General features: G+C 50.8%; 17 protein-coding genes and 7 pseudogenes. 10 read left to right on the top strand and 14 right to left on the bottom strand.

From position 1 onward, the window contains the following. The first annotated feature begins 1 nt into the window (after position 1). From BS626_RS07525 to BS626_RS07515, 3 genes are all read left to right on the top strand, one after another. Positions 2-1,012, top strand: coding sequence for a fimbrial protein (locus BS626_RS07525; RefSeq protein ID WP_075181765.1), 1,011 nt, complete (start codon positions 2-4; stop codon positions 1,010-1,012). 9 nt (positions 1,013-1,021) lie between these two features. Further along, positions 1,022-1,534: a fimbrial protein gene (locus BS626_RS07520; RefSeq protein ID WP_075181764.1), complete on the top strand. Its 513-nt coding sequence runs from the start codon at positions 1,022-1,024 to the stop codon at positions 1,532-1,534. Positions 1,535-1,932: 398 nt separating this feature from the next. Beyond that, positions 1,933-2,427 carry a DUF1440 domain-containing protein gene (locus BS626_RS07515; RefSeq protein WP_075181763.1) on the top strand — a complete coding sequence of 165 codons (495 nt, stop codon included), beginning with the start codon at positions 1,933-1,935 and terminating at the stop codon, positions 2,425-2,427. Positions 2,428-2,890: 463 nt separating this feature from the next. On the opposite strand, the gene arsH is transcribed toward BS626_RS07515, so the two are convergent. Continuing rightward, positions 2,891-3,589 carry an arsenic resistance NADPH-dependent reductase ArsH gene (gene arsH, locus BS626_RS07510; RefSeq protein ID WP_075181762.1) on the bottom strand — a complete coding sequence of 233 codons (699 nt, stop codon included), beginning with the start codon at positions 3,587-3,589 and terminating at the stop codon, positions 2,891-2,893. Between the two features lie 84 nt (positions 3,590-3,673). Between arsH and BS626_RS07505 the strand changes: the two genes are divergently transcribed. The 3 genes from BS626_RS07505 to arsC are packed head-to-tail and all read left to right on the top strand — an operon-like array spanning position 3,674 to position 5,772. Then, the gene (locus BS626_RS07505) at positions 3,674-3,991 is read left to right on the top strand and encodes a metalloregulator ArsR/SmtB family transcription factor (RefSeq protein ID WP_075181761.1); all 318 of its coding nucleotides are present in this window, start codon (positions 3,674-3,676) and stop codon (positions 3,989-3,991) included. A gap of 44 nt (positions 3,992-4,035) precedes the next feature. Then, positions 4,036-5,325, top strand: coding sequence for an arsenic transporter (locus tag BS626_RS07500; RefSeq protein WP_075181760.1), 1,290 nt, complete (start codon positions 4,036-4,038; stop codon positions 5,323-5,325). A 12-nt stretch (positions 5,326-5,337) separates the two neighbouring features. Beyond that, positions 5,338-5,772 (top strand): glutaredoxin-dependent arsenate reductase, encoded by a 435-nt coding sequence (arsC, locus tag BS626_RS07495; RefSeq protein WP_075181759.1) that lies wholly within the window; start codon positions 5,338-5,340, stop codon positions 5,770-5,772. 565 nt (positions 5,773-6,337) lie between these two features. Here arsC and BS626_RS07485 read toward each other — a convergent pair. From BS626_RS07485 to BS626_RS07470, 5 genes and pseudogenes are all read right to left on the bottom strand, one after another. Next, positions 6,338-7,018, bottom strand: coding sequence for a DUF4145 domain-containing protein (locus BS626_RS07485; RefSeq protein WP_083615913.1), 681 nt, complete (start codon positions 7,016-7,018; stop codon positions 6,338-6,340). Between the two features lie 58 nt (positions 7,019-7,076). Next, positions 7,077-7,445 (bottom strand): annotated as a pseudogene (locus BS626_RS07480) (helix-turn-helix domain-containing protein); the annotation flags it as partial. A gap of 238 nt (positions 7,446-7,683) precedes the next feature. Beyond that, positions 7,684-8,391 (bottom strand): SIR2 family protein, encoded by a 708-nt coding sequence (locus tag BS626_RS18780; RefSeq protein ID WP_240494281.1) that lies wholly within the window; start codon positions 8,389-8,391, stop codon positions 7,684-7,686. A gap of 8 nt (positions 8,392-8,399) precedes the next feature. Continuing rightward, a complete protein-coding gene (locus tag BS626_RS18775; RefSeq protein ID WP_240494280.1) occupies positions 8,400-9,035 on the bottom strand; it encodes an SIR2 family protein in 636 nt (211 codons plus the stop codon). A gap of 218 nt (positions 9,036-9,253) precedes the next feature. Next, a pseudogene (locus BS626_RS07470) lies at positions 9,254-9,601 on the bottom strand (ISNCY family transposase); the annotation flags it as partial. A gap of 79 nt (positions 9,602-9,680) precedes the next feature. Here BS626_RS07470 and BS626_RS07465 point away from each other — a divergent pair. From BS626_RS07465 to BS626_RS07450, 3 genes and pseudogenes are all read left to right on the top strand, one after another. Further along, a pseudogene (locus tag BS626_RS07465) lies at positions 9,681-9,896 on the top strand (transposase); the annotation flags it as partial. 82 nt (positions 9,897-9,978) lie between these two features. Then, a protein-coding gene (locus BS626_RS07455) for an IS3 family transposase (protein WP_371328486.1) occupies positions 9,979-11,099 on the top strand; the annotation gives its coding sequence in 2 pieces (ribosomal slippage) (positions 9,979-10,231 and positions 10,231-11,099; 1,122 coding nt in all). Beyond that, a pseudogene (locus tag BS626_RS07450) lies at positions 11,081-11,407 on the top strand (integrase core domain-containing protein); the annotation flags it as partial. The gene BS626_RS07455 and the pseudogene BS626_RS07450, both read left to right, overlap by 19 nt. Here the strand turns inward: BS626_RS07450 and BS626_RS07445 are convergent. The 7 genes and pseudogenes from BS626_RS07445 to BS626_RS07405 all read right to left on the bottom strand — a co-directional run. Next, positions 11,329-11,658: pseudogene (locus BS626_RS07445) on the bottom strand (ISNCY family transposase); the annotation flags it as partial. The pseudogenes BS626_RS07450 and BS626_RS07445 overlap by 79 nt on opposite strands. A gap of 1,005 nt (positions 11,659-12,663) precedes the next feature. Next, on the bottom strand, positions 12,664-13,068 hold the full coding sequence (locus BS626_RS07440) for a hypothetical protein (protein ID WP_240494279.1): 405 nt from the start codon (positions 13,066-13,068) through the stop codon (positions 12,664-12,666). Then, positions 13,068-13,669, bottom strand: a pseudogene (locus BS626_RS18325) (hypothetical protein). Before BS626_RS18325 ends, BS626_RS07440 begins: the two are co-directional and overlap by 1 nt. A 365-nt stretch (positions 13,670-14,034) precedes the next feature. Continuing rightward, positions 14,035-15,102 (bottom strand): annotated as a pseudogene (locus BS626_RS18105) (integrase core domain-containing protein). A gap of 430 nt (positions 15,103-15,532) precedes the next feature. Beyond that, positions 15,533-16,006 carry a lysozyme inhibitor LprI family protein gene (locus BS626_RS07415; RefSeq protein WP_075181753.1) on the bottom strand — a complete coding sequence of 158 codons (474 nt, stop codon included), beginning with the start codon at positions 16,004-16,006 and terminating at the stop codon, positions 15,533-15,535. Next, a complete protein-coding gene (locus tag BS626_RS18680) occupies positions 16,003-18,318 on the bottom strand; it encodes a pesticin C-terminus-like muramidase (protein WP_075181752.1) in 2,316 nt (771 codons plus the stop codon). The genes BS626_RS07415 and BS626_RS18680 overlap by 4 nt, the downstream gene beginning before the upstream one ends. 320 nt (positions 18,319-18,638) lie before the next feature. Continuing rightward, a complete protein-coding gene (locus BS626_RS07405) occupies positions 18,639-19,820 on the bottom strand; it encodes a PLP-dependent aminotransferase family protein (RefSeq protein WP_075181751.1) in 1,182 nt (393 codons plus the stop codon). Positions 19,821-20,282: 462 nt separating this feature from the next. On the opposite strand from BS626_RS07405, the gene BS626_RS07400 reads away from it, so the two are divergent. Beyond that, complete coding sequence (locus BS626_RS07400; RefSeq protein ID WP_083615912.1) at positions 20,283-21,194, top strand: alpha/beta hydrolase; 912 nt, start codon at positions 20,283-20,285, stop codon at positions 21,192-21,194. A 98-nt stretch (positions 21,195-21,292) separates the two neighbouring features. Here BS626_RS07400 and BS626_RS07395 read toward each other — a convergent pair whose 3' ends face one another. Beyond that, on the bottom strand, positions 21,293-21,850 hold the full coding sequence (locus BS626_RS07395) for a C40 family peptidase (RefSeq protein WP_075181750.1): 558 nt from the start codon (positions 21,848-21,850) through the stop codon (positions 21,293-21,295). Between the last annotated feature and the right edge of the window lie 130 nt (positions 21,851-21,980).

Below are 21,980 nucleotides of genomic sequence, written 5' to 3'. Positions count from 1 at the left end.
TATGCGTTTACTGTTTATCGTTTTGCTCAGCCTGTGCTCGGCGCCGCTGTACGCCGCCCACTGTTCGCTGCAGGGGGGCGGGGTGCAAACCTATAACTTCAATCTCAATTTTGATTCTCAGCAAAACTATATTGGCTATAAAACCGGCTGGCAGCAGCAAAAAGCCAGCGGTAGCTATAAGATTGGCGGCGCGTGTAACACTACCGATAATACGTACTTCACCGCCACAACCGGTGAAACGCTAACCTATAACTTCACCGATGGCAACGGTGAGTGGTATGACATCGGCGGCAATGATTATCTGCAGATTGCGTCGCAAATCATGGTGTATAACGCCCGCAACGGGGGAGGATTCCGCAACGTTCCCTTTACCGACGTGCAGAATGACTGTTCCAGTGCGTTAGGCTGCGGCAGCTTTGCTACCACGGGAAGCAGCGTCAAAATCAATCTACGCGTAAAACGGAAATTTGTCGGTGCCAGCTGGGTCAATCATATTCCCATTTTCTATCTGTACGCTAATCAGGGCGGGCGAGGGCAGGGAACCGGCTCGCCATTTGTCATTGGCTATCTGACGGCAAAAATTACCGTTCCGCAGTCTTGCGAGATCAATGCCGGCCAGATCGTCTCATTTAATTTCGGCAATATTCCCGCTCGTCAGTTCAGCGAAGCGGGGCCAGGTGGGCGGCCAGCGGGGATTGCGCCGCAAAGCAAAACCCTGGCTATCCAATGCAAAAACATTGCCGCACAGGCGTTATTATCGCTGCGCATTGAAGCGGATACGGCCGCGGGTAATATGCTGGTCTCCGACAATCCTGATGCAGGCTTTATCATTGCCGATGCCAGTGGGAAGCCGCTAACGCCCAATACCTTAAACAGTCGCATCCAGTTTGCGCTGGATGACAATGCCAGCGCCAGTGTGGGTATCCGCGCGTGGCCGGTGAGCGTTACCGGACGCAAACCGCGGGAGGGTGAATTTACCACCCGCGGTTACCTGCGCGTCGATTTCGATTAGGGGGATCTTGTGAGAAGGTTATCCACGCTGCTGCTCTGTGCCCTGTGCCACGCGCCCGTCGTCGGTGCGCCCCTGGGCCAGGTGAATATCGAACTGCGCGCGACGGTGATCAATTACAGTTGTACCGTTGCCGCTCAGGACAGCGACAAAACCGTCCAGCTGGGGCGCTGGGCAACGCGCGATCTCGGCCAGCCCGGCGGACGTACGCGGGCGATTCCGTTTAGCATATCGCTGACCGGTTGTCCGCCCGCCAGCCAGCCGGCGATTACTTTTGTCGGGCGATCGGCCAGCGCAGAGCCCGCGCTGCTGGCGCTTAACGACAACAGCAGCGCAAAAAACGTCGCGGTAGAGCTGCTCAACAGCGACCGCACGCCGCTGGCGATCAACCGTACGCCCACCCGGGTCAAGGCCAGCGAGCAGGGGGATGCCGTGCTGACCTTTTTTGCCCGCTATGCCTCGCTTGGTGCTCCACAGCCGGGCACTGCCGATGCCGATGCTACGCTGACCATTGACTATCAGTGAAAGTGGCACAAACGGGCGCCAGGCCAGCTGCGGGCGGGAAACGACAACCTGAATATCGGCCCGGGTGCGCGGCACCGCGCCGGTAATGAAAAGAGAGCCGGCGCGCTGGCTGTCACCGTGCCATCAGCGTCCACAGGTATCTCTATTACCGTTCAAAAATATTTCATTAATCACTTTGATAAGATAACTGCTTACTAGCCACTAAACGTTAACCGCTGCTTTGTTTACGCGCTGTTCACCGTGAAGCATGAATGGTGATGTTAAGATAAACGCTGTCAAGAAAAGGCACTGGGCACTGGGGACGTTGAGCGGGCTATTTTCTGTATCATAGCCACTTAATCCTGATGACAAGATGCGATGAACTATTTATCTGATGAGATGCGACAGGTAGGCTTAAAATGAGTTGTAAACAACACGGAAGATTAGGGCCGGCACTTGTCGCCGGTTTGGTTGCCGGCGTGATTTCCGCATTAGTCAAATCCGGATTTGAGGGGTTAATACCGCCAAGAACGGCAGAAACCACACCGCCCCCTATGTTGTTGCTTGAGAAGCTGGGTGTGAATGTGGATGCATTAAACTATCATTGGTTAGGATACACAATAAACTGGGGCGGCAACGGCGTGCATATCGTGTTCTCTGTTGTTATCGCAATGTTTTACTGCGCGCTGGTTGAGTTATTCCCACGCATAAAGTTACTGCATGGCCTGTTTTTTGGTTTTTTAGTGTCAGTTTTCGCCCATGGATTAATTGTTCCATTGTTAGGACTGTCTGGTTGGTTATGGACCGCAGGGTATCAGCCCATAATGTCAGAGTTCGTGGGTACCGCGTTTTGGATGTGGACAATAGAGGCCATCAGGCAAAGTTTTAGAGAAAAACAGAGAGCGTACGTTTAAAACGCCGCAGTCAGAGACAAGGCGGTATCGTCACTCTGGAGAGTGTGCGCAGGAGGGGATTCAGGCGTGGCCGGCGGGGTTAATGTAACGCGCCGATCGGCACAATGGGGTGCTGGAACAGTTCATTCAGGTATAGGGGTATAAAATATCCCGTGACTACCGGAAAATATCAGCGGTATAAACCTCAAACGTCCGGAGTTGGGGCGCTTGCTGAAGGACAGTTACTGCCATCCGGGCAGATCGGACAGGTCGCCTGACACGACTGAGCAACAGCGACGAAAACCAGGTGGCCGGCTGCCAGCTTTAGCGCACGATCGCTTTTGGTATCCACATTGCTTCCTCAGCGATACCGTCAAAGAGGTTACCCGCCAGGATACCGAAAGATGCCCTACGTCAGGGATGTTTTATTCATGTTGAAGTGCGATGCCCCTCATCTTATTGCTCCGGCAGGCATCGCGCGCTGTTAAATTTTGGCCTGGTTAACGCGCTCTGAAAGTGCCTGATGACTTTCCTTACGTTCGCTGTAGCGATCGGCAAGGTACTCCGTATGCCCTTTTAGCAGCAGTGTGATTTTAAACAACTCTTCTGCTACATCCACGATTCGGTCATACCACGAGGATGGCTTCATGCGCCCGTTTTCATCAAACTCCTGCCAGGCTTTCGCCACAGAGGACTGATTCGGGATGGTGAATAAGCGCATCCAGCGTCCCAGAATACGCATCTGATTAACGGCATTGAAGGACTGGGACCCGCCACAGACCTGCATGACTGCCAGCGTTTTTCCCTGGGAAGGGCGAACCGCGCCTTCTGACAAAGGGATCCAGTCAATCTGTGCCTTCATTATCGCGCTCATCGCCCCGTGGCGCTCCGGGGAACTCCAGACCATGCCATCACACCATCTCACCAGTGCGCGCAGCTCCGTCACTTTAGGGTGAGTGTCCGGCGCATCATCAGGCAGAGGTAAACCGGACGGATGAAACGTTTTGACTTCAGCCCCCATGGCGGTCAGTAGCCGACCCGCTTCCTCGGCGGCAAAACGGCTGTATGAACGCTCACGCACTGAACCATACAGGATCAGGATACGCGGTGGTGCCGGGTGTTGTAGACGTTCAGCAATCTGCTTGTCGAAATATTCAGCATTCAGGGCCGGAAACTGATCCATTATTCTTCCTCTCTAAAATCGGCGATGTTCAAAGTAACACATATGATTTATCATATGTATATTCCAGGTTTGCCGGAAGAGAAAATGTTACAGCCCCTCCAGCTTTTCAAAATTCTGTCAGACGAAACCCGTCTGGCTATCGTGATGCTTCTCAGGGAGTCGGGAGAGATGTGCGTGTGTGATATTTGCGGGGCCACCTCGGCGTCGCAGCCCAAAATTTCCCGGCACATGGCAATTCTGCGAGAGGCTGAGCTGGTGCTGGATCGTCGGGAAGGAAAGTGGATCCATTATCGACTCTCTCCACATATGCCCGCATGGGCGGCTGAAACCATCACGACATCCTGGCATTGTCTGCGAGAAGAGGTTCGTCAGCAGCGGAAAAATTCAGCATCCTCCTGCTGATCTGATTCAACGCATACCTTAAGTCATATATAATGGAGTCAGAAATGTTACTGGCAGGTACTCTTTTTATACTGACGCTGATTCTGGTTATCTGGCAACCCCGGGGGCTCAGTATCGGCTGGAGCGCCAGCATTGGGGCCGGACTGGCCCTGGTGTCCGGGGTTATCCATGTGGGCGACATTCCGGTCGTCTGGACTATCGTCTGGAACGCAACTGCGACCTTTATTGCGGTGATTATCATCAGCCTGCTGCTCGATGAGTCGGGCTTTTTCGAATGGGCAGCGCTGCATGTCTCCCGTTGGGGCAACGGGCGCGGTCGTTTGCTGTTTACCTGGATTGTCCTGTTAGGAGCTGTTGTTGCGGCGTTATTCGCTAATGATGGCGCAGCACTCATCCTGACCCCGATTGTCATCGCTATGCTGCTCGCACTGCGGTTCAGCAACCGGGCAACGCTGGCCTTTGTCATGGCCGCCGGATTTATTGCCGATACCGCCAGCCTGCCGCTTACTGTGTCGAACCTTGTGAACATTGTCTCTGCCGACTTCTTCCAGCTTGGCTTTACGGAATACGCATCCGTCATGCTTCCTGTTGCTATTGCTGCCATCGCGGCCACTTTGGGCATGCTGCATCTATTTTTTATCCGGGATATTCCTGCAACCTACAACGTGACGTTGCTAAAAGTCCCTGCCAGTGCCATTAACGACCCCGCGACTTTCAAAGCCGGTTGGGTGGTTCTGGTACTGTTGCTTAGCGGGTTCTTCGTCCTTGAACCGCTGGGAATACCTGTCAGCGCTATTGCGGCCGTCAGCGCAGCGGTACTTGTCGTCGTCGCGAAAAGGGGGCAGGTCATCGATACCGGAAAGGTGCTGCGCGGAGCGCCGTGGCAGATTGTTATTTTCTCACTGGGCATGTACCTCGTGGTCTACGGTCTGCGCAATGCGGGCTTAACGGAATACCTGTCCAGCGCTTTGAATATGCTGGCGGATAAAGGACTACTGACGGCGACGTTGGGTACGGGCTTCCTGGCTGCATTCCTGTCATCGGTCATGAACAATATGCCAACCGTGCTGGTTGGAGCACTGTCGATTGACGGAAGCACGGCATCTGGTGTCATTAAGGAAGCCATGATCTATGCCAACGTCATTGGCTGTGATTTGGGCCCCAAAATCACGCCGATAGGCAGTCTGGCGACCCTGTTATGGCTGCACGTTCTGTCGCAGAAAAACATGACCATCAGCTGGGGATATTACTTTCGTACGGGCATCATCATGACATTGCCGGTACTGTTTGTTACCCTGGCCGCGCTGGCGCTGCGGCTCTCTGTCACTGTGTAATGAGATACTGATATGAGTAACATCACCCTCTATCACAATCCGGCCTGCGGCACGTCACGTAATACGCTGGAGATGATCCGCAACAGTGGCAATGAGCCCACCATTATTTATTACCTTGAAACGCCCCCGACCCACGATGAGCTGGTTAAGCTTATTGCAGATATGGGGATCACCGTCCGCGCTCTGTTGCGTAAAAACGTGGAGCCTTACGACCAGTTAGGACTTTCTGAAGAGACAATCAGCGATGAGCAACTGGTTGGTTTTATGCTCGAACATCCCATTTTGATTAACCGTCCCATCGTCGTAACTTCCCTGGGAACCCGGCTGTGCAGACCTTCCGACGTTGTACTGGATATACTGCCGGAGCCTCAGCAAGGTGCATTCACGAAAGAGGATGGTGAAAAGGTCATTGACGAGTCAGGTAACCGACTGACGACCTTTGAGTGAGTCGTTTGCACTACCTGACGGCATTGCGCTTTCGTACATCGGTAGCGGCTTCTGAAACTGACCGGATCCGTTATTCTTTCAGCGATGGAGTTCCTTCCTCAGCAGGTATTACCCGGGATCGCATTTGTCCTTAACCAGAATAATGAGGTTCGAGGCGCTTGTTATCCGCGATAGCGCACCGATTGAGTTCATAAGCGGAGTAGGGAAGAGGCGCCCGCTAAGCCGGTGTCCTTTTCGTCCATCCGATAGTGGCAGATCTTGACAATCCTCACAAGGACTGGTCGATACATATCAATTGGCGAGACAGAAGTTGCCCGTCCCGTAACGGGGACGGTGAGGAAAATACCTTTGAGCAGATGAGCGCCATTACCCGCGCTGATGCAGGGAAAATTATTCCGTGTGATGCCACGTACCCGTTTACGGATAAAACCGGGGCCACATACTTTCAGATCCGCCCGCATACGTGGATGCACCAGGAAGTTGTGGAACAGTTCAGCCAGCACGATTTAGCCGGACTGGACTTTGACTGTATTGAAGCTGAACACACAACCGAGTAGGCCCGAAATCAGCGTAACGCGTCTTGGTCAGCTCCAGAGTCTGATCCGGTAGCATCACAAAACCATTTTGTGAATGACAGTATATCTACAGCCTCGCTTTCATTAAATTGCTCCTCTTTATGCGCGGCTGTGTTGCCATCCAATCTTATTGCATGTGCCCGGTGATATACTTTTGCTTTACCATTCCTCTCATCTTTCTCTGGATATAATTTATCAATGCGAGTTTTTAATTTTTCAGGTAATTGCTCATTATGGTATTTTTCCTCCCAAATCTTTGCAGTTTTAACATCAATAATCTTCCTGCAAATAATTACTACAGAGCTCCACATTCGCATCTCTACAATTTTTTGTGCTTCAGCTAGCAAACTGCTATTGGTTCGCAGCGGTGGTACATCATACACAATGTGTTGAAGGATAGATTTTAATGACTCTGAGATATTCCCTGTTGCATCACCATAATGGTTAAGCGGCCCCATATCTGGGCCATCATAATCATAGTGAGTCATGCCGGATGATGCTTTTTTACATTTGTCACAACATATAGACAATGAGACTTCGTGGCTGGCCTCTACATCAAATTTATCGCCAATAGAAAATTTATTATTGAGCTCATTCCAGCTTGTAATGACTAACTTATTTATCTCATTGCATTTCGGACACAAACCATAAAAATAATTAGATGCATTCATGATGTTTACTTCTTTTAGCTATTGAGTGATTGACTAGTGTTAATAGATTATTTTTAGATGAATTATTTCTATTATGCGAAACCCAGAGTCCGTCAGACGTCATCCAGTTGCGGACGGTCTCGATTGAAAGCCGGATATCATGGCGCTCTCTGAGTTTTTCAGCGGCCAGCGTGGGTCCAAAATCGCTGTAATTATCACGTATCAGTTTGAGCACGCGTAGTTTGAGAGATTCGGTCAACCGGCAGTTGCTGGTCTGGCCACGTTTGCGGCTGACAAGTCCTTCAGCACCTGAAACTCGGTAACAATTGATAAGCCGTTGCGTCTGACGTTCTGAGATGCCAAGCTGTGACGCTGCATCGTGACGGCGTGGGCGCTTTTCACAAACAGCCTGTATCACCGGTAAACGGTGGATCTCTTTATCTGACATGGTCACCAACATCCGTTGAGCCCCTTAGAATTGCATTCAATTTAGCTTACTCTAAGGTGACGTTTCTATCTGGATAAAAAGTGACATAACTAAATGGTTCTAACACCATTTGTCAAAGCTCGATAGAAATGTCTATTTGCTGGCTCATTAGAAATGTCCATATGTTGAAAAGGCCGCTGCGAAAATCTCTTACGCAGCGGCCTCTTTAGCATAATGTCATCATGCACATCATAGTTAATTATGGATTTAACTCAAAAGCATCCCCATTTATCAACTTCCGCAATAAATCAAGTGCCTCAGGTGAATATTTCCCGACACCACTCTTACCCGATTTTATGAAAACATGATAATTGTTGTCTGATGCTTTAATATTGAAGTCGGTTAGTTTTCTTAGTTTTTCAAATTCTTGATTAACATAGTGCCACGAACCCATGTCGAGAATCTTAGCCAGATCAGACATTGTATATGGGAAACTAGCATTTAAAGCCTGTCCATTATTGAGCTCAGCAATGCCATACATTTTTGCTAATGCATCATCATGCTCTGCAATATCACGGAACATTTCAAAATCGTATGGAAGCTCTTGTTTTACTAATGATTCTGATGCGAAAGTGTACGTTCTGGCTAAAAATGCACGTACAAGCTTTGGATTTACGCTAATCTCTGGTGTATTAGATGAAAGCGCATCAAAAATCCAGCCAAAATCGTTTGCGTATATCACCTTGATTCGAATGCTTTTATTCTCACCAACACCGATTAACAATTCCTTTTGATGAGAACCTGTGGCCTCGCAATCCATACTGAAGGAGACGAGATAAATATTTGGAATTAACGCATTATTGGGCGCTATGATTTCATCTATATCAGAGAGGATTGCCTTTATATTTTCATCATTGATGCTGTACCCAAAGAAAAACAAAGGATGTTCAGCAAAATATGTTAGCAACTTAGCACTTATAATTTCTTGCGTTTATAAAAATCGATATAATCTTCATTTGTAATAACAATGCTTTCAACTTCATGACTGCTACCATGAATTTTCATAATTTCGCCATAAGATGAATAATTCACTTTAACAACGTTGTGACCTACTATTACCTGATAGTTATCAAATATTTTTTCTAATGTATCATCATAATTTGTCGTGATAATTGCATGTGGTTTGACCTTCCGTAACTTCTGAATCTCCTCTGTATATTCCATATTCGAGAAATCAACGGAATTTGATAGTTCATTCAGGAGGGATGCAATTTCATGTTTTATATAAATATCTTTTGAAGTCGTTCCTTCAAAGTATGTTTCTGGATAGCGATCCTTACCCTCATCCCAAGCCCACTCAGCATAAAAGTCGCAAAAATCACTAGCAATCAATGGCTTGTTATCACCCTTTGTTTGGCTATAGTAACCATAAGGGCGTTTGATCAAAGGGCAGATTTCGGCAAGTTGCTTCAATAGACCTTCCCAGTCAGGCGCTTTTATATATCGTTGTGAAATTCCTGCACCCATGAATAAAATGGGTTGGACTTGTAAGCTTTCAAGGCAAGATTTTACATCTTCGATTATTTCTTCTTGATATTCCGTAAAGTCCATATAGTTACCTCAGGGATAGGGGGATTGCTATGTGATGCTCCGTGAAGCGGTACTGGCTTCTGTGACTCCAAAACTTCACTCCGGTTTCCCGAAGCTTTTCTTTGTATATAATATCATTGAAGTTATTTTCATTTCCCAAAAATTTTCTCAGGAAGTGACTCCAATGGCCGCAACACATCGCACATATCGCCGCTGTGCTGTGGGGTCTGGTTTCAAGTTCATCTTTTACCAAAGATGGCCTCAGAGCGCCCTTGGAGCTTTATCATAGCCTCAAACAGGTCATCTTCGTTCAGTAAACGCTGAGATTTGTTAATGCTGGGTGCATGCCGCCTGCGGGAAGCTTCATCGCCAGAAGGTACCGACTGTGACCGGTTATTGTCCCGTTTAGCCTGTACCTGACGGGCAACATCCAGCACATGGCCCAGTCTTTTGTTGTCCACAATCGCGACGGGATCAACTTCCGACAGCCGGTCATAAGTGGAGTAGGGCAGTAGCACTCCATTTAGTCGCAGTTCCTTATGTCCGTCAGGATAGTGCCAGACATCAATATACTTGCCGATAGCCCTGTAAGTATCCCTGCAAAAAGAACCATTCACTTTTAGAGATCTTCCGACATACTGAATATGTCCCCAGAAGGAGATCGTTATGCGTAAAGCCCGATTTACTGAGCACCAGATTATCGCCGTTTTGAAGTCTGTTGAAGCCGGTCGAACGGTGAAAGATGTCTGCCGTGAGGCAGCTATTTCAGAAGCCAGCTATTACAACTGGAAAGCGAAATATGGCGGAATGGAAGCTTCTGATATCAAGAAAATTAAAGACCTGGAAGATGAAAATAGGCGTCTTAAACAGATGTTTGCTGACCNTGTAAGTATCCCTGCAAAAAGAACCATTCACTTTTAGAGATCTTCCGACATACTGAATATGTCCCCAGAAGGAGATCGTTATGCGTAAAGCCCGATTTACTGAGCACCAGATTATCGCCGTTTTGAAGTCTGTTGAAGCCGGTCGAACGGTGAAAGATGTCTGCCGTGAGGCAGCTATTTCAGAAGCCAGCTATTACAACTGGAAAGCGAAATATGGCGGAATGGAAGCTTCTGATATCAAGAAAATTAAAGACCTGGAAGATGAAAATAGGCGTCTTAAACAGATGTTTGCTGACCTGAGTCTCGAATGCAGAGCATTGAAGGATGTCATTGAAAAAAAGCTTTAAAACCAGTGATAAAGCGTGAGCTCGCCCATTATCTGATCTCGCAGTTTGCGATGAGCGTACGTCAGGCATGCAGGACATTATCACTGAGCAGGACGGTATTTTTCTATCAGCCGGATACCCGGCGTGACGAAYCCGTAGTTCAGGCGTTGACTGAAGCGGCTGAACGTTATCCGCGATACGGCTTTAAGAAGCTTTTTCAGGTCATTCGCAGGCAGGGAAATGCCTGGAATCATAAACGTGTTCACCGAATTTACTGCCTGTTAAAACTGAATTTTCGTCGTAAGGGAAAGCAACGGCTACCGGTGCGTAATCCGGCACCCCTGGCTACACCGGAGGCGCTAAACCAGAGCWGGTCGATTGATTTTATGCACGACGCGCTGACATGTGGCCGCCGTTTTCGGACTTTTAATGTTGTTGATGATTTTAACCGTGAAGCGCTGGCTATCGAAATAGACCTGAATATCCCGGCACAGCGTGTCGTTCGAGTGTTGGACAGAATAGTGGCAAACCGTGGATATCCACTGAAATTACGGATGGATAACGGACCGGAACTGATATCATTGACTCTGGCGCAGTGGGCAGAAGAGCATGGTGTGGTTCTCGAATTTATCAAACCGGGGAAACCGACACAGAACGCATTTATAGAAAGATTTAACCGAACATACCGGACAGAAATACTGGATTTTTATCTATTCAGAACACTGAATGAGGCACGGGAGATAACGGAGCGTTGGCTGAATGAATACAACAGCGAGCGACCTCATGAATCCCTGAATAACCTGACGCCGGAAGAATACCGGTTGATGGCTGAAAAACCGGGGATCTCAAAAAGNTGGATAACGGACCGGAACTGATATCATTGACTCTGGCGCAGTGGGCAGAAGAGCATGGTGTGGTTCTCGAATTTATCAAACCGGGGAAACCGACACAGAACGCATTTATAGAAAGATTTAACCGAACATACCGGACAGAAATACTGGATTTTTATCTATTCAGAACACTGAATGAGGCACGGGAGATAACGGAGCGTTGGCTGAATGAATACAACAGCGAGCGACCTCATGAATCCCTGAATAACCTGACGCCGGAAGAATACCGGTTGATGGCTGAAAAACCGGGGATCTCAAAAAGGATCATGGGTTTACCGTATTTCTCGATATAGCCACGTGTCGCTTCAAAATAGGTAAATGTGGATTCAGATTTCACAAACAGCAGGTGCATGAGTCGACTGGTCGCATCGTCAACATAAACCAGAGCAGTACAGGGCCGACCACGATTTTCAAACCAGTGATGGTCGCAACCGTCTATCTGGATCAGTTCGCCGGTACAGGGACGTCGGTAACGGGGCTGATGAATTTTGGGCGGCCGTTGTCTGCGGGGGATCCAGAGTCCGGCTTTTATCATAAGGCGTCTGTTTGAAAACTATAGCCTGGACATTCCTAATGAGCCACAAATAGACATTATCATTGAGCTCCTACACCATTGGTACGCATAATGTATATTATGTTAAATTATAAATGACTGGCGAGATCCACGGCCTATAACGCTTACGGTACATTACTCTATGGTATCCTCCTGTACCTCTTCTGCCCCATGGGCGTTCCGGGGCCTTGCTCAAACAAAACATGCGTTGTGCCCCCGGCTGTTACTGAGTAGCAAAGACGCTATGAACCTCCTCTTTGATGGCTTCCATGCTACAGCGAACTGTACCTGCACGCCGCTCTCGAGGCAAAACGGTTCAAGTCTGCGGAAAAAATAATCTCACACCTTCACTCCCTCGGGGTTGTCACGTATCTCGCCGGACTTTTGCCGGTGAATGGCGTGCATCTTTGAGAATCGTGAGGCTCAACCATCAATCTGACAGGACGGGCGAAACCCGACAGGACTTAAAGATACCAGGTGTTTCCCCCTGGTGGCTCCCTCTTGCGCTCTCCTGCTCCGACCCTGCCGTTTACCGGATACCTGTTCCGCCTTTCTCCCTTGCGGGAAGTGTGGCGCTTTCTCATAGCTCACACACTGGTATCTCGGCTCGGTGTAGGTCGTTCGCTCCAAGCTGGGCTGTAAGCAAGAACTCCCCGTTCAGCCCGACTGCTGCGCCTTATCCGGTAACTGTTCACTTGAGTCCAACCCGGAAAAGCACGCAAAAACGCCACTGGCAGCAGCCACTGGTAACTGGAGATCGCAGGAACGGTGAAGTGAAAAAGTTACTTTTCTCTTGAAGAAGCCCATTTATAGCGGCTAAACTGACTGTACTGATTTGGTGACTGTTCCTGCGAAGATCAGTTATCGCCCGGTTTCAACGAGTTTGCCGCTCGAAGAACCCGAACCAACCCGCCTTCTGGCGGGTTTTTTCGTTTACAGGGCAAGAGATTACGACGATCCATGGAGGATCTCAAGAAGATCCTCCGCATGATTTAATTAACCATCAACTGAACTAACAAAGTTAGACAACAACTTTTTAAGCGAAATCGTTTCATCCAAAACGCACTGTTTATTTAAAAGAATTCCGTTTTGCCCTCCAGTTTTCAGCCACAAGTCACATTTACCATCGATGTATTTACGCTGATTATCAGTGAATGACTTGAGATCTACAGTATTACCATCCTCTGGAGAGGTTATATCTCCATGCTTACCAATGAATGAGTCTATTGACTTGTTCTGTGCATTTATTTCTGAGTCAACGCACTCCGTTGACATGGGATTATTTTCTGTTTTAGATATACAATTAGCATACTCTTTACTATATTCACTCACATTTTGTGAGAATGCAGAAAAAGACATTGCAAAGATAGCCACACCAACAAAATTAATAAACTTCATCATTATTCGACCTCATAATTATATTGAGACAAATCCAATAGCTTAGCTTTCTCACTTACAGCCCTATCCTTCAAGCCAGACCAAAGAGCTGGGGAGCTAGCAAATTTTGTTTCTACATGCGCGTACTTATAATCTTGCACCGCAGTTATAATTTTAGCGTCAGTAGCAGTTTCAAAAGAAAGCTCTTTTGTGGCTTTAATTATAATGTCTGTATATGGTCCATATTGAACTGAAGTAGACCATATCATGTCATGTATAGCCGCTCGCTTATGATTTATATTAATACCTTTTTTAGCAAGGAACCCTAGCTGTACTTCATAATGAGTTTTCTTTATAAAAAGATATTGTTCGTGAGAAAATTCCTCTTTATGTTCGCTAGCTATTTTTTTCCACTCAGTATTAAATTCTTGTGTCCCAACCTGCAAACCGGTGAGTCTATCTTTATATTTTGATTGCTGAATATAATCCTGCACAACGCCTAGTTTAGAAGATAACTGATGCATCCATACGAAGCCCCACCATGATCCCCCCGCCCTGAAGACACAACGCCAGGCCCTCTTCCACCGGACTCATAGTGTTCTGACGTTGTACCCAGCACCCACATCTTAGCGTTCATAGCTATAGCATCAAGAAACACCAGCGGGTGCATATGCCACGGATTTTCCACCATCCCTACCACACGGTACATCCAGCGGATATCCGTCAGGAACTTCATGCTGTAAGCGTACCACTCCGGCGCTTCTTTTTTCAGCTTCGACGTAAAGAACGCTTTCCACACCGGCGCTTCCGACGAGTAGTACCAGTCGCTCGGGTGCTTCACGCACAGCCGGTACAGATGGTCACGCATTGCCGGGTTCTGCACCGCACGCCGGTACTGCTCTGCGTTATACCAGGTGGATTTTCCATCATCAATCTTGTCCAGCAGCTGCCGGTAGTTGAACGCATCCGCCTTGCTGTATGGATTGGCCCCTATATTTCCATACACTTTTTATCACTTAACCCATTACTGGTACGCCGCCGCAGATATTCCCGTGGCGAACGATATCCCAGCGCACTATGCGGATGCCATTCGTTATAATGTTCGAAGGCCTCCGCAAGGTTCTTTACCGCCGTTAACCCGTCGGGCTTCGGCATGATGCTGATATAGTCGCGCTTCATCGTTTTCACGAAGCTCTCTGCCATCCCGTTGCTTTCCGGACTGCGTACCGCCGTATGTTTACTCCAGCCCTACCATTCTGGCGAACTGACGCGTCTGATGAGAACGGTAAGCTGAACCGTTGTCTGTCAGCCATTCAACTGGGGATACTGGCAGGTTGCGGCCAAAGCGTCGTTCCACCGCACCCAGCATGACGTCCTGTACGGTTTCACTGTCATATCCACCGGTACTGGCCGCCCAGTGCAGTGCCTCGCGATCGCAGCAGTCCAGTGCGAACGTTTATACACGTTTAGCATTGATCACCGCCATGTCGTCAGTTTCTGATGGTCTGCGCAGCAGTGCCCATACCCGACGATAACCATAGGTAGGCAGATCGCCGATAACCGTATGGATACGGGCCAGCGCTTCTGTATCATCAGGCTTGCACTTGCACCGGCGATCCTGCCAGTTCTTCGACCGACGGGCCATGGCATGCAGTTGCGCACGTGAGACCCGGAGGTAACGACTGACGAGGCTTATTCGCCATCCTCCGGCAACAAGGGCACGTGCGCTATCCACTTTTTTTGTCGGCCATATTCAACGGCTTCTTTCAGCAGCTCGTTTTCCATAGTTTTCTTTCCCAGCAGGCGCTGCAGCTCTTTAATTTGCTTCATCGCAGAGGCCAGCTCCGATGCGGGTACAACCTGTTCACCAGCGGCAACGGCGGTGAGACTGCCTTCCTGATATTGCTTGCGCCAAAGGAACAACTGGCTTGCCGCTACGCCGTGTTGACGGGCAACCAGTGACACGGTCATACCGGGTTCAAAACTCTGCTGAACAATGGCGATTTTTTCCTGAACACTGCGCCGCCTGCGCTTCTCTGGACCTAAAACATCAATCATCCGGACTCCAACGACTAGTCTAAAAACTAGTATTAAGACTATCACTAACTTAAGTGATACCAGTTGTCTGGAGGTTCATGGGGCCAGTCTAGACTGCTGCGCCTTATCCGGTAACTGTTCACTTGAGTCCAACCCGGAAAAGCACGCAAAAACGCCACTGGCAGCAGCCACTGGTAACTGGAGATCGCGGGAACACTGATGTGAAAAAGTTACTTTTCTCATGAAGAAGCTGCTTTATAGCAGCTAAACTGAGTATACGAATTTGGTGACTGTTCCCGCAAAAGACCAGTTACCACGGTTCAGAAACTTGCCGATTTACTGAACCTTCGATCAAACCACCTTCCAAGGTGGTTTTTCGTTTACAGAGCAAGAGATTACGCTCAGACAAAAAGGATCTCAAGAAGATCCTTTTCATCAGAGTAGTATTTCATTATTGAGATGAATGAAGAAACTGATTTCTATCTTTACATCCAGTATCCGAGAACTGCTTCTCCATAAACTCACAATGACGTTTTATGTAGTCATTCCATTTAGAATCTGGCATTGATTGTGGCACACGTCTATTGGCCTCTTTTGCGATGATGGCTTTTAACTCACGATTCCTCTCGTATGTTTGCTGGGACATGCAAGCATTTTGACTTATTTTATACTCACTCCCATCATCAGGAGTGTATGCGCAAATTTCATCCCTGCTCTTAATCCATAATTTCTGAGAATCCTTCACCTCGGACTTTATATCGGGAAATGATTTAATTATAGTTTGATATAAATAATTAAGAGTATCATCCTGTACTTTATACTCACTATAAGAGCATTTTTCCAATTCATCGGTATTTGCACTTGCACAGTGTGCATGAGCAAACGCAGAAAAGCTCATAAAAAAAAGAAAAATTATTTTTTTCATTCAGATAGCCCTTCTTCAAATAATTTAGCTTCATCTTCTCTCCTGGTCACCAACCCATCGAGCCCTTTCCCAATCCAAAGTCTTTTCATTGAACGGAACTGATTAGGGATATCAGCCAACCGCCCAGAAACAAAGTCATCATGTATATTTTTCATTTCAACACGAGACTCAACATTCGGTTTACTAAAGGACGTCCCACGGTTAATTACCAATGAAAGCATTGCACCCTGACAATGAGGATGCGTTTTTAAAACCTCAGGATATGTATCCACAACTATTTGTGCATATTTTAATTTTATCTTCATAGCCAGAGATACAGCATCTTCATTGCTAATCGTTATATCCCTTAACGAAGGGATAATAGCTATAGCATTACTCCCTGTTAATCCAATGGCTTTTTCTAATCGGCTTAATTGCTCCGTAGTAAAAAAATCTGAAAGCATTGTTTTCATGTTAGATACAGTCTGCTGCCCTAAATCATAACCATATCCAATAGTTACACCACTAGAACCACTACCTTTTGGCACATAAGGAGATTTCTGATAGCCCTCAGCTTTTAAAATTAAATCTGCTGATTTTTTGGATATTCTGTAAACACCTAAACTAGTGTCAAAATTGATCGTGTCACTAAATTTTTCTGCAACAGCATCGAGAAACACCAGCGGGTGCATATGCCACGGATTTTCCACCATCCCGGCCACACGGTACATCCAGCGGATATCCGTCAGGAACTTCATGCTGTAAGCGTACCACTCCGGCGCTTCTTTTTTCAGCTGCGGCGTAAAGAACGCTTTCCACACCGGCGTTTCCGACGAGTAGTACCAGTCGCTCGGGTGCTTCACGCACAGACTGTTCAGGTGATCGCGCATTGACCGATTCTGCACCGCACGCCGGTACTGCTCTGCGTTATACCAGGTGGATTTTCCATCATCAATCTTGTCCAGCAGCTGCCGGTAGTTGAACGCCTCCGCCTTGCTGTAGGGCTGCCCGTCATTATCCGCTACGTTGAAGAACCGCTCAAAAATCGTCTTCACCAGCCCTTTCGGCTGCGTCTTCCCGTCAAGGTGGTCAAAGCTCGCCGGGCTGTCCTCCGTGGTCTCAAAACCCCGACCCGCCAGGTCATACCGGGAAAGCAGCTGCATATCCGACTCCGCCAGCAGCCCGTGCGCCGATCCGTCCGGCCAGTAGCGCTTCCCCGCTTTGTCCGTCACCGCCTGCCCGGACAGCGCCATCACCGTGTCGCTCGTCGTGGTTATCAGGCCCTTCTGTATGTCTCCACTGCTGAATTGCAGGTACACCGGAATACCTTTCGGACAGCGGGCAAAGGCGGGGGTGTCGCGCCCCACGCCTTCCGGGTTGCTCAGGAAGCGCGGCAGGTCGTCGGTGGTCAGGCACTCAATGTGCACCTGATAGCGTTTTTCATGCCCGTCTTCGCTGGGGACCTGAAAATAGCCCAGATGCCCCACCGGGTCCCCGGCCTTAATCGGATAAGGTGCCGGACACACCACCGTATCAAACTGCACAGTTTCACGTGACGGCGGCAGGAACGGGGACCACCACGCCGGGCGGGTGGCGCTGTCGCGGGCCGGAACCAGATTCCCTTTGCCGCATACTGTCCATACCCGATCACCGGCTTTCAGGCTCATGCGGCCCGCAACCGGCTCGGCCAGCGTAACGTGCGCATACTGCCGCCCGTTGCTCCCGGTCATCGTGTCGGCGCTCACCGCCCTGTCCCATGTCACCCGCGTGCCGGGCGGCAAGTCTGCCGCCACCCACTGCCGGGATTCATCGACATACGCCTTCAGGTGCTGGCCGTCTGCCACTTTGAACGCCGTGCTGTCCTGCTCCGGGTAGGCCATCCAGGGCGCAAGGTGCATGTACAGCGTGTAAAAGGTCAGCCCGCTTTCTGCCGTTTTTCCTGGCTGTATACGGTGGCGGACCAGCACAAAGGATCCGGAGTAGTGCAAATCTCCCCAGTACCACGGCACGGTGAGGTAATCCCGGTTAATCCGGTAGGCCACCACCTCACCGTCCGCCATACAGCGCACGGCCTGCTCCCCCTTAAACGGCACCGGGAAATCAACGGCCTCATTCATCGCCTGGCCGCTGAGAGCACACCACGGCGTGGTGGTGTCGGTGATATGAATTCCGCCGTGCCACATGCCATTGCGGCCAATGAGCCAGTGTCCGGTGGCTTCCCCCTCCAGATGCGCCAGCATCTCCTCGAGATGACTGAACTCCCCGCCCCGGTTGTTTTTCGGTACCGGCCAGCGGATGGCCGGGATAAATGGGCCGTTCTCGGGCTGAGACATAACAAATCCTTTTGTTTGTCAGGTTACATTATGCCCACTATACGCCTGACGCGACTCAACTGAAATGGAACAGTCTCTATGCCGGTAGGCGATCCTGCCGTATGCACACCACGATTTACACATGAATGAAAGGAAGGGCCGTCCGTCAAATCACGAAGCACGGCTATGCCTGTGCCCGACGATGTCGATCGTCCAGCCATTTCCGCACCCGGCCTCAACAAGTGGCCGCGAGACATCGCACCCAATCCCCGCGGGAAACAGGCTGGTCGTAACGCTCCTTGTGGCCGAATGCCGGGATGGCGTCGGCCGTTTACTCCCGCTTACAGCGAGGCTTTCAGGCGCCGTACCGCTTCCTGCAGATCGGCATCCGAGGCGCTGACGTATGACAGCCGCAGCGTGGTCCGGTCGGGATTATCGCTATAGAAAAATTCACCCGGTACATACACGACGCCGTTGCTGAGCGTGGTCTGCAGCCAGTCGGTGGTGTTACGCCGATCGCGCAGCGTGGCCCACAGAAACATGCCACCCATGGGCTGATGGAAGCGGATCTGATCGCCCAACTCCGTCTGCAGACACGCGCTAAGCAGGTGACACTTGTGCTGATAGGCATTGCGGATCAGGCGAATTTGTTGCGGCAGGCGACCGCTGTCGAGGTAGCGCCAGGTGAAGGCCTGCGATAAGGTGCTGGTGTGCAGATCCGTCGCCTGCTTCAGGCTGGCTACCGGACGCTTCAGCCACACCGGCAGCACCAGCCACCCTACTCTTGCGCCCGGCGCGAGGATTTTGGAGAAGGTTGAGGTATAAACCACATTTTCGCCTGCGCCCATTTCTGTTGCCCAGGCTTTGATCGGCGTGAAGGTGCGATCGGTAAAGTTGATTTCGCCGTAGGGATCGTCTTCGATGATCACAAAATCGTACTGCTGCGACAGCGCAACCAGCTGCTGACGGCGCGCGTCTGACAGCGTGACGCCGCTGGGGTTACCAAAGGTAGGAACAATGTAGACCGCTTTCACCCGGGTGGTTTTCAGCCGCTCGGCCAGTTCGTCGACAATCATACCGTCGCCGTCGCTGCCCACCGACATGAGGCTGGCCTCGGCCAGCTGCATGACCTGCAGTGCGGCTAAATAAGTTGGCCGCTCTACCACCACCACGTCTCCCGGGTTGATCAGCGCCCGCGCCAGAATGTCCAGCGACTGCTGCGATCCGGAGGTCACCAGTACATCGTCTACGTCGCAGGTGACCGCCCGCTGCTGCATTAGCTGGCAGATAGCCGCGCGGAGTTCCGGAATACCTTCGGTAAGCCCGTACTGGAAGGCCTCCTGCCAGCCGTCTGACAATACTTTGTCCATGGCCAGTTGCAGCCCGTCGCGATCAAACAGTCCGGGGTCCGGAATGCCGCCGCCCAGCGAGAGGACACCGGGCATTTTGCTGTGTTTTAGCAGCTCCCGAATAGCCGATGATTTCAGTTTCTGAGCGTGATGAGAGATTTTACTGTGCGTCATGGTGAGCTACCTTGTGGCATTCCTTGTGAGGGCGCGGGGTCATTGCGTCGGTTGCAGACTATCGCGGATAACTGTTACAGAATTGTGCATTTTAATCAACCGAATCATACCGTTTGGTCCACCGCTGCGCCCGAGGGCGACGGCATTTGGTGAGCGACTGACGCGCTGGGTTTCTTCCGCGACGCTTACAGGCGTGACGCCGGCATCCTCGCCAGAGGGGAAACGCCGTTTGGCTTGCTGCGTAAGGGCGACAGCCCGATAACCTGCGGCGCTGCCTGCGCCTCAGGCGAATTGTTCTGCGCCTCCTGCGTTCACGTTTATCCATCACCGGTCCGGACATGCCGGACCGACATCCGTTTTCGGCACCGCAGCGCGGTGTCGCAGGCCCCCCAAAAGGAGAACCACTATGGCTGACCGGATATCAATCCCCCCGCTAACCCGGCGCATGCCGCACTACCGGGTATGACCGACGGTGCCGAGATCATTATGGTCAAATCTGTGCAGGATATGATTGATTATATGGATAATTTGACTTATCCCCAGGCGGTGTCTACCCGCGCTGTCCGACCGCTGCGTATGTCACTGCTGGTACCGCGTACGACTCAGCTGAAGCCGGCCATCCTCTATGTTCCGGGGGGCGGCTTTATCTCCGCCGAATACGGTAAATATATCGAGATGCGCATGGCCCTTGCCGCGGCGGGGTTCGTAGTGGCCGCCGCCGAGTACCGGGTTATCCCCGATACGTTTCCCGCGCCGGTGGTGGACGGTAAGGCCGCGGTGCGCTTTTTACGCCAGCACGCGGCACCGTGGGGCATTGATCCGCAGCGGATCGGCGTGCTGGGGGATTCCGCCGGCGGCTGGCTGGCGCAGATGCTGGCGATGACCAACGGAGAAACCGCATTTGAACAGGGGGATTTTACTCACCAGTCGTCGTCGGTGCAGGTCGCCGTCAGCCTGTACGGTATCAGCGATCTGCGCAATATCGGCGCGGGATTTCCCGACGCCATACAGCGTGTTCATCAGTCGCCGGCGGTGACCGAAGCGCTGCTGGTGCACGGACCGGCGTTCGGCGAGTTTGCCGGGGCGACGATCCACGATTCGACAGAAAAAGCGCTGCGCGCCAGTCCGATCGGCTGGCTGTCGGGGCCGAAACCTCCCCTGCTGATTTTGCATGGCAGTGCCGATACGCTGGTTTCGCCGCAGCAGAGCGCAACGCTGTATCAGGTGCTGATCGCGGCCGGCAGCCCGGTAGAGTATCGGCTGGTCGCCGGCGCGGGGCATGGCGATCTACACTGGTTCCAGCCGGCCACTATCGACCGGGTCGTCGCCTGGTTCCGGCAAACGCCCGGCGCACCGGTGACTGCGTCGCAGTAAAAAAGGCCGGCGATGATCGTGCCTGGTGAATTCTGCTGACTGGCGGCACCCTGGTTCCCGGGCATTTTTCACCTGGCGCGGCGATGTGTGCAACACGCTTAGCGGCTTGCGACGGTCAGACGCTCGTGATTCAGCGTGACCTGTGCCCCGTATTCGCGGGGTAACCGCCGCGCCTGGTAGTAGACTGATTGCCAGTAGGGATTATCCAGCGACGACCGGATCACGCCCTTGCTGGCCGAGGCGTGGAAGAAGTGTCGCTCGGTGTCGTAGAACCCCACGTGCATACCACCATTAATGCGGAAAAACACCAAATCTCCGGGCTGCAGGCGCGCCGGCGTAACGCGCTCTCCCATCAACAGCAGATCGCCGGTGGTGACGCGATCCATCGGCAGATTAAAGCGATCGCGCAGGGTGCGCCACACATAGCCGGAACAGTCGACGCCGGAGCGTTGCGTTCCTCCCCACTCATACGGCGTATCATGCCAGGTGTGCATCTGGTCATGCAGGGCCGCAACAATCGGGATCAGGTCAGGATTCTGGTTCGCGCCGCCCGCCGCGGGGGGCGCAATGGCGGTTTCATGCGCAGCGTGATTGCCGCAGCCGGTCAGCAGGACGATCAGGCCGGCGATGGCAAGGGACGGGAGTGTGTCATTCATGCAGTGATCCGGATATGGCAAGACAGGTAAGGAGCGTTAATGTCTTTATAGCGTATTCCTCCGCGGGTGAAAACCGCTGCGGTCTGCTTTACGTAACCTTACACAAAGGCGTGGCAGGCGATAGTGAGCG

The sequence above is a fragment of the Pantoea sp. 1.19 genome, from assembly GCF_001922585.1.
Classification (GTDB): Bacteria; Pseudomonadota; Gammaproteobacteria; order Enterobacterales; family Enterobacteriaceae; genus 1-19.
Note: the sequence above shows the minus strand (reverse complement) of the source record. Positions and strands in the feature narration are given on the sequence as shown.